Here is a 12,921-nt window from a genome sequence, read left to right as displayed (position 1 = left end):
GATGAAGATTTTTACAGTTTGTCAAAGTGGTTTAGGAACAAGTTTTATGGTGCAAATGAATATCCAACAAATTTTAGAGGAAGTCGGTGTTGATACAGATAATTTTCAAATTGATCACACAGATGTCGGGAGTGCCAGTGGCGATATGGCTGATTACTTCTTTGTCGAAAAAACATTGCAAGATGCTTTAGGGTCAATTCCTGCTGAAAAAATCATTCCTTTAAATGCGATTATTGATTACGATGAAACGAAGGAGAAAGTCTTGAAAGTTTTAGATGACAATGGCATTGCACATCAATAAGAAGGAGGAAAAACATGGAAACTTTATTGAATTTATTTGTTTCAATTGTTAGCCAGCCAGCGATTCTGGTTTCATTAATTGCTTTGTTGGGATTAGTTTTACAGAAAAAGAAATTTTCTGATGTTGTTCAAGGAACGTTGAAAACATTCGTCGGCTTCTTAGTTTTAATTGGTGGCGCAGGGCTATTGGCGAACTCATTAACGCCCTTTGCGGAGATGTTCCAAACCGCATTAAATACACAAGGCGTGGTACCTAGTAATGAAGCAGTTGTAGCGATTGCCTTGCAACAATATGGGACACCAACTGCTCTGATTATGTTGGTGGGCATGGTTGTTAATATTCTGTTGGCGCGTTTTACACGTTTTAAATATATCTTTTTGACAGGTCAAGCGATGATGTACGTTTCGTGTTTGACAGCCGTTATTTTAGTGGGGGCCGGTTTTAGCGTTAGTTTGCCAATGATTCTTTTAGGTGGTTTATTTGAAGGAACTTTATTAACAGTGACACCTGCTCTTTGTCAGCCCTTTATGAAACAAATTACTGGAAATGATAAAGTGGCAATGGGTCATACAGGGAATATCGGCTATGCGGCAAGTGGCTTTATTGGAAAAGTCTTTGGGAATAAAGAAAAGTCAACGGAAGATATTAAAATTCCTAAAAGTTTTGGTTTTTTAAGAGACTCAACCATCTCAATTATGATTTTGATGTCGATTGTCTATGTGATTTTGGCTTTGCTGGCTGGGACAGGCTATGTCGAGCATGAGTTAAGCAATGGCGAAAATGCGATCATCTTTTCATTAATTCAAGCAGGAACCTTTACGGCTGGTTTCGTAGTGGTTTTGCAGGGTGTGCGGATGGTTTTAGGAGAAATTGTACCGGCCTTTCAAGGGATTGCTAAAAAATTGGTACCTAATTCTAAACCAGCACTTGATGTTCCCATTATCTTTCCTTATGCGCCAAATGCTGTCTTGATTGGGTTCTTTGTGAGCTTTATTGTGGGAACTATTTCAATGTTAGCGATGGTTGGTCTGAATACCACCGTGATTATACCAGGCGTTGTTGGGCACTTTTTCTGTGGTGCCGCGGCAGGCGTTTTTGGAAATTCCACAGGGGGACGTCGGGGAGCGATTTTAGGGGCTGCGTTTAATGGCTTATTAATTAGTTGGTTACCGTTATTTATTTTACCAGTCTTGGGTGATCTACAGTTAGCATCCTCAACGTTTGCGGATACAGATTATTTAATCCCAGGCCTATTTTTAGGCAAATTAGGTGAGGCAGGTCCGAGTCTTTTAGTAGGAGGAATCATTGCTTTTGTAGTGGTTGTTCTTTTGGCTAGCGCTGTTTTGACTATGCGGGAGAAAAAAGTCGCCGAAGAAAACTAAGTGTTTTCTTCTACAAAAAGGCAAGTGGGACAGAAGTCGTTTTGACTTCTGTCCCACTTGCCTTTTACCATTGTTCTTGGATAAACTGTGCAATTTGTTTCCGCGCTTGTCGTCCTTCTGGCAAGTATTGTTTCATTGCGAAAACGTGTTGCATGCCAGGAACCAATCGGCAAGTATCTTGTGGTCGTGGCCCTAATTGTTTTAAAAATTGGTGATAGGAAGGGCAAAAAACTTCATGTGTGCCGCCCACGAAAAAAAGTGGCGGAAATTTTTGATAATCAAAGGACAAGCAATTTAAAGAAAGCGTGGCGTGATTAGCCGTGTCGTCAATCTCTTGGGCAATTAATTGTAAATAGTTCATGCCAATCATTTTGTCCTTTTTTTGATAACTTTTGGCAACAGGAATGTCTAAATGTCCATCTAACCAAGGAGAAATTAAAACAGCAGCTTTGGGTAAGCGTTCAGGGAAATCGATGGCTAAATTCTGCAATACGTTTAAAACCAATGTGCCACCAGCAGAATCACCTAATAAAATAACATCTTCGGGATCATAATGCTGTAAAATTTCTTGGTAAGCAGCATAGCAATGATTATAAATATCAGCAAAAGACTTATTTGGTGCTAATGGATATACAGGGATAAAATAATCTGTTGCAAAAGGGAGATCTTCAATTAGTTTATAACTAAAGTCTAATTGGCTATAGGCAAGATTCAATGTAAAGCCCCCACCATGCAGGTACAGTACAGCTTTCTTGGTAGGCGCAATAACGGAGTTTGACATGCGATACATCGTAGGAAATTGAGTCATTTCTTGAAGAGGAAAAAGATGACGTAAATGTTTTGGCAAAGTTACTTGTTCATTTAATGATCGTTGCCAATGATAAAAAGCCTTGGTGACTTTCGGATTTCGTTCAAGTCGAGCAATTTGGGAAAGACGTAAAGAATCTTCAAAAAGACAGGCTTTTAAGGATTTTTGACGAGAACGTGCGTGAAACAAATATGCGCTAGCTAACAACAAACCAATCGATTTCTTTTTCAATTAAGGCCCTCCATTCAGCAAAAAGTAAATCATTTTTTCTACAGTATAACATTTTAAAAGTAGAACAACGAAATTTGTTGAAGGGATGAAAGGACGGTTTAAACGAATGTACGTATTTATTTGTGGTTGCGTAAAGTAAATGATTGTAGTAAATTAAATGAGATTAAGAGGTCCGGTGAATGGGCGCGTTCACGGCAAGGAGAGAAGTAGGATGACAAATAAAAAGGTTACAATTAAAGATGTTGCCAATGACTCAGGTGTCTCCATTACTACCGTTTCACAAATTTTAAACGGGAATGGGGCACGGTTTAGTGGGAAAACGGTCGAAAAAGTATTGGCTGCAAAAGAGCGATTAAACTATCAGCCCGACTATTTTGCGCAGCGTATGGTGATGAAAAAAAGTAAGACAATTGGCGTAATCGTACCTGATATTACCAACCCATTTTTTGCGCAATTGATTCGAGGAATTGAAAGTGTTTTATACAAAGAAAATTTTATACTGATGTTATGCAATGCGGACCAAGATGTTACAAGAGAACATGAATATTTAACAGAGTTGATTCGTCGCAGTGTCGATGGTTTTGTGATTGCAAGTTCTGAAATTTCTAATCAAACGATTAATGAAACGCTACGTGCGAAAAAGATTCCGTTTATTGTACTTGACCAAAAAAAAGCAGAAGGCTTTAGCGACGCTGTTTTGACAGACGATTATAGAGGTGGGCAACTAGCAGCAGAGCATTTACAAGAGCAACGACATGAACAGGTCGTCGTGGTAATGCCACCACATGCGCCAGTCAATATTCAGCAACGGTTAAAAGGTTTTTGTTCTGTTTATACGGAAAAGATCCAGTTGATCGAAACAGAATTATCAAAAACCGGCGGCTACCAAGCTGTCCCCGAAATTTTAAAAACAGAGAGCACCGGAATTTTTGCTATCAATGATGAAATTGCTTTTGGTTTATATCGAGGATTAGCAGAAGCGGGCAAAAAAATTCCTGAGGATTATAGTATTATTGGTTATGACAATGTTGATATGTGCGAGTATGTTTCGCCGCCGCTAACAACAATTGCTCAACCTGTTTTTCAATTGGGGCAAACTACGGCGACTTTATTATTGGAAAGAATCCATCAGCCTGCAAAAGATTGGGAGGAGCAAACCTTGCCTGTTCAACTGATTGAACGATTTTCGACAGCACCCTTGAAATAGCTTTCAAGGTGTGCTATATTTTTGTTGTGGAATTAAAACGTTTTACTAAAACGTTTTAATTAAAATGAAAAAATAAATTTTATTGAGGTGGATGAAAATGAACGCGGTTACAATTATCGGAAGTATCAATTTAGACACAACATTAAGAGTCAAAGAAATGCCAAAACCAGGCGAAACAATTCACGCCATTGAACATTTTACAGCGGGTGGTGGTAAAGGAGCAAACCAAGCAGTTGCAGCGAAACGTTCAGGCGCAGAAACATATTTTATTGGTGCTGTGGGAAATGATGGCGCTGGAGCTATGATGACTGATTTAATGAGTCAAGATGAAATTAATTTAACTGGGGTCACCACTTTAGAGAAAACAGCTACTGGCCAAGCCTTTATTATGGTAGATAACGCTGGTGAAAATAGCATTATGATTTACGCGGGAGCCAATAACGCCTTTACGCCAAAACAAGTACAGGAACATCAAGAAATTATTGAAAAAAGTGATTTTGTGATTGCCCAATTTGAAAGTGCGATTGATAGTACGATTGCAGCGTTTAAAATTGCTAAAAAAGCAGGCGTCAAAACGATTTTAAATCCCGCACCTGCGTTAGAACAAGTTCCTGAAGAATTACTAAACGTTACAGATATGATTGTACCAAATGAAACAGAAACCGAAATTTTAACAGGAATTAAAATCACAGATGAAGCGAGTATGCGTAAAGCCGCAGAAGCACTTCATCAATTAGGGATTGAAGCAGTAATTATTACAGTAGGTAGTAAAGGCGCCTTTTATGACGTCAATGGACGAAGTGGTATTGTGCCTGCTTTTAAAGTGAAAGCGGTTGATACAACGGCTGCTGGCGATACTTTTATTGGCGCATTAAGTAGTATATTAGAAAAAGATTTTAGCAATTTGGAAGAAGCTATTCGTTATGGAAACAAGGCGTCCTCGTTGACTGTTCAACGTTTTGGAGCCCAACCTTCGATTCCTTATCAACACGAATTGGCAGACAAATAAAAAGGAGCGAGCGACATGAAAAAAACAAAAGTTATTAATTCAGATATTTCCCGCGTTATCGCACAAATGGGTCATTTTGATAAATTAAGTATTGGTGATGCAGGCATGCCAGTGCCTCGAACTACAGAAAAAATTGATTTAGCAGTTACCAATGGCGTCCCTAGTTTTATGGAAGTTTTAAACAATGTTCTTGAGGAATTGGCAGTTCAACGAATTTATTTAGCAGAAGAAATTAAAACAGAAAATCCTGACATGTTGACAGCAATTAAAACTCGTTTACCAGAAACTCCCATCAGTTTTATTCCTCATACAGAAATGAAACAAGAATTAAACAATTGCCATGCATTTATTCGGACAGGGGAAATGACTCCTTACGCAAATATTTTATTAGAAAGTAACGTTGTCTTTTAAACGAGAGAGGGGAAATAGAGATGAATGCGACTGCATTATTAATCGGTTTAGGACCGCTTCTAGGTTGGGGGCTTTTCCCAACAATCGCTTCAAAAATTGGTGGTCGTCCAGTGAATCAAATTCTCGGTACCAGTTTAGGAACATTAATTTTTGCCGCTATTTTTTCAATGATTAATGGTTTAGCTTTTCCAACGGGCATGGATTTATTCTTTTCAATTTTATCTGGTGTCGGTTGGGCCTGTGCGCAAATCATTACATTTAAATGCTTCACGATGATTGGTTCATCCCGTGCCATGCCAGTAACGACCGCGTTTCAACTTTTAGGGGCTTCTCTCTGGGGTGTCTTTTTCTTAGGAAACTGGCCAGGTGCGACAGCCAAATTGTTAGGCGCATTTGCCTTAGTGTTAATCATGATTGGTGCCAAAATGACGGTCTGGTCGGAAACGGAATCCGCTGAGAGTGCTGGGATTATGAAAAAAGCAGTTCTTCTATTAGCTGTTGGTGAAATCGGCTATTGGGCGTACTCTGCAGCACCACAAGCGACGGCAATTGATGGCATGCATGCCTTTTTACCACAAGCAATAGGCATGGTAATTGTGGCAGTTATTTATTCAGCAGTTGTCACTATTAAGGGTGGGGAAACATCCCCATTTATAGAATCCGTTTCTTACAAACAAATTTTTTCAGGCTTTTTCTTCGCCTTTGCAGCGTTAACTTATTTAATTTCAGCGCAGCCAGATATGAACGGCTTGGCAACGGGCTTTATTCTATCCCAAACATCAGTTGTGCTTGCAACGTTGACAGGTATTTGGTTCTTAGGTCAAAAGAAAACAGCCAAGGAAATGACCGTAACGATTATCGGCTTAGTTTTGATTTTGGCAGCAGCTACGATCACAGTGATGATTTAAAAAAGTATTCAACGACCTATTATTCAGGGCGTTGAATACTTTTTTTTATTTGTTCTAAAAATAATGCAGCAGCTGTGGAAAGAACCGTATTTTTGCGCCAAATTAAACTAATTTTGGCTGTTAAAGCAGGATATAGCGGGATAAAACGTAAATTTGTTTGCTTTGTTTCTAGAATACCATCAATGCTTAGGGCGCTACCTAGCCCAGCTTCTACCATCAGTGAAGCGTTGTAAAGTAAGTTGTAGGTCCCAACGATTCGGAACTGATCTAGACTTGCTTCGAGCCAATCAGAGAGTTGGCTCGGAACTTGTGCTTGTCGAGAAATAAATAAAGGTTCTTCTTTTAAATCGGCTGCAGTAATAACATTTTTAGTGGCTAAGGGATGGTCCTTTGCAGTAATTAAGCCCCATGTATCTACAACTGGTAATGTTAAATAGCTATATTTTTGTTTAGGTGCAGGCTCAATAATTAAACCAAAATCTAATAATCCTTTGTCTAGCCGTTCTATTACATCATCTGCATTCCCGCTGTATAAATGAAGGTGAATATCAGCTGAGTGCTGGCTTGTTATTTGTTGTAGTGCATTCGCTAAAAAAGACATAGCTTTTGTTTCGCCGCCACCAATCGTGATTTCGCCATTAATGAATTCATTTTGCGACAAGTTGGTGACTGTTTTATTCGCTAAGCTTAAAATATCTTGCCCTTGTTTAGCTAAATATTCTCCTTCAGGTGTTAATTGTATTTGTCGATTTCCTCGTATAAATAATGTCACGCCTAATTCTTCCTCTAATTCTTTTAATTGCTTAGATAATGTTGGTTGTGATACATGCAATTGTTTGGCTGCGCCACTAATCGTTTTTTCTTGGACCACTGCTAAGAAATAGTGAATCACTCGTAATTCCATTACTTTCCCTCCTATAACTAAAACGCATACTTATCTATTTATTATAAGTATTAGACAGAGGAGTTGTCACGTATTACGATAAATTTAGCAAAAGGAGGCGATTAGGAATGCTTACAAAAAATCTCCAAGAACTAATTGCAACAGGTAGCATTGATAAAGATGAACCACTATTTCAACTTATTCATCAGATTCAAGAGGAAAATAGTCGCTATTTAATAGAATTAAATCAACAAGCCTATACACATAATGAAGTAAGGAATCTTCTTGCCACGATTATCCAAGACAAAATTGACGAAACCGTTACGATTTTATTGCCTTTTTATACAGATTTTGGACGCAATATACATTTTGGTAAAAATATTTTTATTAATCGGGCAGCTATGTTTGTTGATTTAGGGGGCATTATAATTGAAGACAATGTTTTAATTGGTCCGCGCGTTAATCTCTTAAGTGTCAATCATCCGGAACTGCCAATGAAACGGCGAGGTGTATTGCTAGCACCAATTACCATTAAAAAATTTGCGTGGTTAGGCGCGGGTGTCACTGTTTTACCAGGTATTACGATTGGTGAAAATGCTATCGTAGCAGCTAATGCGACTGTAACTAAAGATGTGCCAGCTAACGCTATTGTTGCAGGAACACCAGCTAAAATTATTCGTTGGATTCAGGAAGATAAGGAGGAAATATAATGAAATCATTATCAGAAAAAGTTATTGTTATCATGGGCGCTTCCAGTGGCATCGGTGAGGCAACAGCCCGTTTACTTGCCAGAAAAGGAGCGAAGTTAGTCATTGCAGCACGTCGACAAGAACGTTTAATTGCTATAAAAAAAGAACTTCCTGAAGCAACGATTCTCGTGCAACAAGCAGATGTAACGAAAGAAGAGGAAGTTCAGCGTGTAATCAAGCTTACAATGGAAAAATATGGACGAATTGATGTTCTTTTTAACAATGCAGGAGTTATGCCAACGGCGCCTCTTATTGAAGCACCAAAAGGAGAATGGCGTCAAATGCTAGATATTAATATTATGGGTGTTTTAAATGGCATTGCGGCAGTTCTTCCAATTATGGTTGAACAAAAATCAGGGCAGATTATTGCTACTGATTCTGTGGCAGGACATGTCGTTTATCCAGATTCGGCTGTCTACTGTGGAACAAAGTTTGCTGTTCGAGCAATTATGGAAGGATTGCGACAAGAACAAAGAGAGAATAACATTAAATCAACGATTATTTCACCAGGTGCTGTACAAACAGAACTTTATCAAACAATTTCTAATCGAGTAGTAGCTGAAACGTTACATCTAGAACAGTTAAGTTGGGGCTTAAAGGCGGAAGACATTGCGCAAGCGGTGGTCTTTGCCATAGACACGCCAGATCGTATGTCAATCAGTGAAATGGTTGTTCGCCCGACCACACAAACGATTTAATTTAAAAAGTATTCCTAGAAAGGAATACTTTTTTTAAATCGTGATTGTTCGTTTTTTACAGAATTTAGAATTTGATATTTACTTATTTGTTGGTTTATTATATGATTAAACACGTTGTTTCATTAATAAATTGAATATTTTACGAACATTGTAAGATGTTTAGATTTTAGGAGGACGGAACATGAAAGAAAAAATAAGTTCATATTTTGAACTTGAACAATTGAATACGAATATGAAACGAGAAATGTTAGCTGGTTTCACCACATTTATCTCAATGGCGTATATTTTGTTCGTTAATCCAACCGTACTTGGTGCTTCTGGCATGGACGAAGGCGCTGTTTTTACTGCCACCGCTTTAGCGAGTGCCTTAGGTTGTATTTTAATGGGTGTGTTGGCGAAATATCCGATTGCGACAGCACCAGCTTTAGGAATTAATGCATTCTTTGCTTATTCAGTCTCTGTTGGTATGGGGATTCCTTGGCAAACGACATTAGCAGGCGTTTTTGTGGCTTCATTGATATTTATTTTAATTACAATTTTTAAATTACGCGAGCTAATTATTGATGCAATTCCTGCAGACTTGAAATTTGCTATTTCAGGTGGAATCGGGTTGTTTATTGCTTTTCTTGGTTTAAGCCAAGGCGGCTTAATTGTGGCTAATGATGCGACACTCGTTGGCTTAGGACCTTTGAATGTTGGCTCAACGTGGGTCACCATTGTCGGTTTGGTCGTAACTGCAATTCTGTTAGTTCGTCGAGTGCCTGGTGGTATTTTTATTGGGATGGCGATTTCAACGATTGTTGGTTTAGCGACAGGCGTTATTCCAATGCCTGATAAGATTATTTCAAGCGCGCCAAGTTTAGAGCCAACATTTTTAGTGGCGTTAGGACATGTGAAAGATATCAATACGATTCAAATGTGGGTCGTGGTTTTAACGTTCCTATTAGTAACATTCTTTGATACGGCTGGTACGTTGGTGGGCTTAGCCAATCAAGCAGGTTTTATGAAGGACAATAAAATGCCGCGTGTGGGGAAAGCTTTAGCTGCTGATTCAACAGCGATGTTAGCTGGTTCTCTACTAGGGACATCGCCAGTTGGCGCATATGTCGAATCATCTGCGGGGATTGCTGTGGGTGGTCGTTCAGGAATCACAGCTATTACAACAGGGATTTTATTTATTTTCAGCTTGCTATTTTCTCCTTTGTTAGCAGTTGTCACTTCGCAAGTTACAGCACCAGCGTTGATTATTGTTGGTGTTTTGATGGCACAATCCTTAAGCAAAATTAAATGGAACGAAATGGAAATTGCAATCCCTTCCTTCTTAATCTTGTTAGGAATGCCATTGACATATAGCATTTCAGATGGGATTGCCTTAGGCTTTATCTTCTATCCAATTACAATGATTGCGGCAAAACGTGGGAAAGAAGTTTCGCCAATTATGTATGGCTTGTTCTTTGTTTTTGTCGGATTCATGTGGATCCTGAATGCGCAATAAGTAAGAGAGAAAGTTATCAAATAGTTGATTCATAAGACAATGAACTTATGAATCAACTATTTTTTTTCGACTAAGCACTAGAAAAACGCCCCTTATTTGATGTATAATTTGCAAAGACATTGACCTGTGAAGATACAGGAACAGAGAGGAATTAATTGAGTGAAGTATACAGAAATTATGGTTCGCTATGGCGAATTATCAACTAAAGGAAAAAATCGTAAAACGTTTATCATGCAGTTAGCACAAAATGTGAAACGTGCGTTAGCTGATTTTCCAGCATTGAAAATCCATGCAGATAGAGATAGAATGCATATTTTATTAAATGGGGAAGATAGTGAAGAAGTGATTCCGAAACTAAGTAAAGTGTTTGGGATTCAAAATTTTTCGCCAAGTATTCGTATTGAAAAAGAAATGCCAGCGATTCGTGCAATGGTTCAAGAGGTTGTTCGGGAAGTTTATACGCCAGGTAAGACGTTTAAAATTACTGCTAAACGCTCGGACCATTCATTTGAACTTGATTCAAATGGCTTGAATCAAGAATTAGGTGGGGCTGTTATTGAAGCCATTCCGGAAATTCAAGTACAAATGAAAAAGCCTGATATTAACTTAAGAATTGAAATTCGTAAAGATGCGGCGTATTTATCTTATGAAACGATTCGCGGTGCGGGTGGATTGCCAGTGGGCACCAGTGGTCGTGGTATGTTGATGTTGTCAGGAGGCATTGATTCACCAGTTGCTGGTTATTTAGCTATGAAACGTGGCGTGGAAGTGGAAGCTGTCCATTTTGCTAGTCCGCCTTATACAAGTGAACAAGCGTTACAAAAGGCTAAAGATTTAGCTGAAAAATTAGTCCCTTATGTAGGAACTATTCAATTTATTGAAGTGCCCTTTACAGAAATTCAAGAAGAAATAAAACGAGTTGTTCCCCAAGGCTACTTAATGACCATTACACGACGTTTAATGTTACGCTTAACAGATGCAATTCGTGAAATGCGGAAAGGTTTAGTCATTATTAATGGTGAATCGTTAGGACAAGTAGCTTCGCAAACACTTCAAAGTATGGTAGCAATTAATGAGGTTACCTCAACACCGATAATTCGACCCGTTGTTTCAATGGATAAGACAGAAATTATCGAAATTGCCGAAAAAATTGACACGTTTGAATTAGCCATCCAACCCTTCGAAGATTGTTGTACAATTTTTGCGCCACCGCAACCGAAAACACGACCTCGCTTGGATAAAGCGCAAGATTATGAAGCGCGCTTAGACTTGGAAGGTTTAATGGCTCGGGCCTTAGAAGGACTCAAAATTACAGAGATTTCAGCAGAAACAGCGAAAGATAAACAAGAAGACGAATTTGCAGATTTCCTATAAGCAATAAATACAGTGACGGTCGCTTAGACGTCACTGTATTTATTTTGTACTTATTTCACAAACAAGTTGCTCGGAGAGGGGAACCGTGATAAACTGAATATGTGAAGTAGGTAACAAGGAGGACAGAGGATGGAGAAAAAAATGCCTAAAGCAACGGCAAAACGTTTGCCGGTTTATTTACGTTATTTAAAAATGTTAGGGGATTCTGGTGTTAAACGCATTAAATCACGAGAGTTTAGTGAAATGATCCAGATTCCTTCTGCAACGATTCGGCGTGATTTTTCCCACGTTGGTGAACTGGGCCGAAGCGGTTATGGTTACGATGTGCCGTATTTAATTGAGGTATTTAGTAATATTTTAAATACGCAAGAAGAAAAAAGAATTGCTCTGATTGGTTGTGGCAATTTAGGCAAGGCATTATTAAAAAATAATTTTAGACGCAACGAGAATTTGAATATTGTCTGTGCTTTTGATAATGATTCGGCTTTAGTTGGCACCACGATTAATGGATTATTAGTTCATGATATGTCTGAGTTAGAAGCATTCGTTCGACGAGAAGGGGTCACGGTAGCCATTTCTACAGTACCAAGTCACCATGCCCAAAAAGCCATCGACAAAATTGTACAAGCTGGTGTGACTGCGATTTTAAATTTTGCGCCAGACCGTGTCAGTGTGCCAGCCAACGTTAGTGTGCAATATATTGATTTAACAACGGAACTGCAAACACTGATTTATTTTAATGAAACTTTTTCACTAGCAAATAGCCCAAAGCAATAAAATTGTCTTCATAAAAATCCTCTACTATACTTATTATTGAAAGTGGAAAAGGAGGATTTCAGAATGAATGTTACAAGAAAAGGGCACGTATTAGAATTGACAGGTGAACAGCCTAAAGTTGGCACAAAAGCCCCCGTCTTTTCTTTGAAAAATTTAAACAACCAAGAAATCAACTTGGCAGATTATAAAGGTAAAACGGTTTTAATTAGTGTGGTTCCTGATATCGACACACGTGTTTGTTCACTGCAAACGAAACGTTTCAATCAAGAAGCGGCGAAATTAGACGGTGTTCAGATTATCACGATTTCCAATAACACAGTTGAAGAACAAGCAAATTGGTGTGCCGCTGAGGGTGTCGAAATGGAAATGCTTCATGATACTGAAGACTCATTTGGTGCAGCTTATGGTTTGTATATTCCAGAAATGGGCCGTTTAGCACGTGCTATTTTTGTGATTGACCCAGAAGGAACGTTAGTTTATGAAGAAATCGTCTCAGAAGTTTCGTCGGAACCCGATTATCAACAAGCGTTAGAAGCTGCAAAAAAAGTGTAATCCCTCTAGATTACAAATTGACTTTGCTTGCGCTTCATTGTAGAATGAAGCAAAGACAGCGAACAAGAGGAGTATCATTGGCGTCGTTTTAGAGAAAAAGTCGTTCAGGTGCAAGACTTTTACACAACCAGTGAGA

At 38.7% G+C, this 12,921-nt stretch carries 14 protein-coding genes and 1 other annotated feature (1 of these 15 cut by a window edge); of the genes, 12 read left to right on the top strand and 2 right to left on the bottom strand.

Going from position 1 to position 12,921, the window contains the following annotated elements:
• Position 1: 1 nt before the first annotated feature.
• Both IGL07_RS11900 and IGL07_RS11895 read left to right on the top strand, forming a co-directional pair.
• Positions 2 to 301 carry a PTS sugar transporter subunit IIB gene (locus tag IGL07_RS11900; RefSeq protein ID WP_002367331.1) on the top strand — a complete coding sequence of 100 codons (300 nt, stop codon included), beginning with the start codon at positions 2 to 4 and terminating at the stop codon, positions 299 to 301.
• Between the two features lie 14 nt (positions 302 to 315).
• Entirely contained in the window at positions 316 to 1,683 is a 1,368-nt protein-coding gene (locus IGL07_RS11895; protein WP_002355097.1) for a PTS ascorbate transporter subunit IIC, read from the top strand.
• 64 nt (positions 1,684 to 1,747) lie between these two features.
• Here the strand turns inward: IGL07_RS11895 and IGL07_RS11890 are convergent, their stop codons facing one another.
• The gene (locus IGL07_RS11890; protein WP_002375702.1) at positions 1,748 to 2,722 is read right to left on the bottom strand and encodes an alpha/beta hydrolase; all 975 of its coding nucleotides are present in this window, start codon (positions 2,720 to 2,722) and stop codon (positions 1,748 to 1,750) included.
• Between the two features lie 211 nt (positions 2,723 to 2,933).
• On the opposite strand from IGL07_RS11890, the gene rbsR reads away from it, so the two are divergent.
• The 4 genes from rbsR to rbsU all read left to right on the top strand — a co-directional run bounded on the left by rbsR (position 2,934) and on the right by rbsU (position 6,257).
• Complete coding sequence (gene rbsR / locus IGL07_RS11885; RefSeq protein ID WP_002375704.1) at positions 2,934 to 3,929, top strand: ribose utilization transcriptional repressor RbsR; 996 nt, start codon at positions 2,934 to 2,936, stop codon at positions 3,927 to 3,929.
• Positions 3,930 to 4,020: 91 nt separating this feature from the next.
• Positions 4,021 to 4,938 carry a ribokinase gene (rbsK, locus tag IGL07_RS11880; protein WP_002381157.1) on the top strand — a complete coding sequence of 306 codons (918 nt, stop codon included), beginning with the start codon at positions 4,021 to 4,023 and terminating at the stop codon, positions 4,936 to 4,938.
• Between the two features lie 15 nt (positions 4,939 to 4,953).
• Positions 4,954 to 5,349 (top strand): D-ribose pyranase, encoded by a 396-nt coding sequence (rbsD, locus tag IGL07_RS11875; protein ID WP_002355102.1) that lies wholly within the window; start codon positions 4,954 to 4,956, stop codon positions 5,347 to 5,349.
• Between the two features lie 20 nt (positions 5,350 to 5,369).
• Positions 5,370 to 6,257: a ribose/proton symporter RbsU gene (rbsU, locus tag IGL07_RS11870; protein ID WP_010712832.1), complete on the top strand. Its 888-nt coding sequence runs from the start codon at positions 5,370 to 5,372 to the stop codon at positions 6,255 to 6,257.
• A 19-nt stretch (positions 6,258 to 6,276) separates the two neighbouring features.
• Here the strand turns inward: rbsU and IGL07_RS11865 are convergent, their stop codons facing one another.
• The gene (locus IGL07_RS11865) at positions 6,277 to 7,161 is read right to left on the bottom strand and encodes a LysR family transcriptional regulator (protein ID WP_010712831.1); all 885 of its coding nucleotides are present in this window, start codon (positions 7,159 to 7,161) and stop codon (positions 6,277 to 6,279) included.
• Between the two features lie 107 nt (positions 7,162 to 7,268).
• Between IGL07_RS11865 and IGL07_RS11860 the strand changes: the two genes are divergently transcribed.
• The 6 genes from IGL07_RS11860 (at position 7,269) to tpx (ending at position 12,785) form a co-directional block, all read left to right on the top strand.
• On the top strand, positions 7,269 to 7,850 hold the full coding sequence (locus tag IGL07_RS11860) for a DapH/DapD/GlmU-related protein (RefSeq protein ID WP_002355105.1): 582 nt from the start codon (positions 7,269 to 7,271) through the stop codon (positions 7,848 to 7,850).
• Complete coding sequence (locus IGL07_RS11855) at positions 7,850 to 8,587, top strand: SDR family oxidoreductase (protein WP_002359155.1); 738 nt, start codon at positions 7,850 to 7,852, stop codon at positions 8,585 to 8,587. Before IGL07_RS11860 ends, IGL07_RS11855 begins: the two co-directional genes overlap by 1 nt.
• Positions 8,588 to 8,768: 181 nt before the next feature.
• Positions 8,769 to 10,082, top strand: a complete 1,314-nt coding sequence (locus tag IGL07_RS11850) for an NCS2 family permease (RefSeq protein ID WP_002355107.1) — start codon at positions 8,769 to 8,771, stop codon at positions 10,080 to 10,082.
• A 159-nt stretch (positions 10,083 to 10,241) separates the two neighbouring features.
• Positions 10,242 to 11,456: a tRNA uracil 4-sulfurtransferase ThiI gene (gene thiI, locus IGL07_RS11845; RefSeq protein WP_002359156.1), complete on the top strand. Its 1,215-nt coding sequence runs from the start codon at positions 10,242 to 10,244 to the stop codon at positions 11,454 to 11,456.
• 129 nt (positions 11,457 to 11,585) lie between these two features.
• Positions 11,586 to 12,233, top strand: coding sequence for a redox-sensing transcriptional repressor Rex (locus IGL07_RS11840; protein ID WP_010817644.1), 648 nt, complete (start codon positions 11,586 to 11,588; stop codon positions 12,231 to 12,233).
• Positions 12,234 to 12,296: 63 nt separating this feature from the next.
• Positions 12,297 to 12,785: a thiol peroxidase gene (gene tpx, locus IGL07_RS11835; protein ID WP_002355111.1), complete on the top strand. Its 489-nt coding sequence runs from the start codon at positions 12,297 to 12,299 to the stop codon at positions 12,783 to 12,785.
• Positions 12,786 to 12,834: 49 nt separating this feature from the next.
• Positions 12,835 to 12,921: a binding site (T-box leader), on the top strand; it runs 153 nt beyond the window's last position.

Source organism: Enterococcus sp. DIV1368f, assembly GCF_051712245.1.
Classification (GTDB): domain Bacteria; phylum Bacillota; class Bacilli; order Lactobacillales; family Enterococcaceae; genus Enterococcus; species Enterococcus faecalis.
The sequence above is the reverse complement of the archived record's forward strand: the minus strand, read 5'-3'. Positions and strand labels throughout refer to the sequence as shown.

Bases quoted from the DNA above. Each gene is read 5' to 3' on its own strand.
- IGL07_RS11895 (WP_002355097.1), top strand. From the start codon at position 316: ATGGAAACTTTATTGAATTTATTTGTTTCAATTGTTAGCCAGCCAGCG.
- IGL07_RS11865 (WP_010712831.1), bottom strand. From the start codon at position 7,161: ATGGAATTACGAGTGATTCACTATTTCTTAGCAGTGGTCCAAGAAAAA.
- tpx (WP_002355111.1), top strand. From the start codon at position 12,297: ATGAATGTTACAAGAAAAGGGCACGTATTAGAATTGACAGGTGAACAG.
- IGL07_RS11900 (WP_002367331.1), top strand. From the start codon at position 2: ATGAAGATTTTTACAGTTTGTCAAAGTGGTTTAGGAACAAGTTTTATG.
- rbsU (WP_010712832.1), top strand. From the start codon at position 5,370: ATGAATGCGACTGCATTATTAATCGGTTTAGGACCGCTTCTAGGTTGG.
- rbsD (WP_002355102.1), top strand. From the start codon at position 4,954: ATGAAAAAAACAAAAGTTATTAATTCAGATATTTCCCGCGTTATCGCA.
- rbsK (WP_002381157.1), top strand. From the start codon at position 4,021: ATGAAAATGAACGCGGTTACAATTATCGGAAGTATCAATTTAGACACA.
- IGL07_RS11855 (WP_002359155.1), top strand. From the start codon at position 7,850: ATGAAATCATTATCAGAAAAAGTTATTGTTATCATGGGCGCTTCCAGT.
- IGL07_RS11840 (WP_010817644.1), top strand. From the start codon at position 11,586: ATGGAGAAAAAAATGCCTAAAGCAACGGCAAAACGTTTGCCGGTTTAT.
- rbsR (WP_002375704.1), top strand. From the start codon at position 2,934: ATGACAAATAAAAAGGTTACAATTAAAGATGTTGCCAATGACTCAGGT.
- IGL07_RS11850 (WP_002355107.1), top strand. From the start codon at position 8,769: ATGAAAGAAAAAATAAGTTCATATTTTGAACTTGAACAATTGAATACG.
- IGL07_RS11860 (WP_002355105.1), top strand. From the start codon at position 7,269: ATGCTTACAAAAAATCTCCAAGAACTAATTGCAACAGGTAGCATTGAT.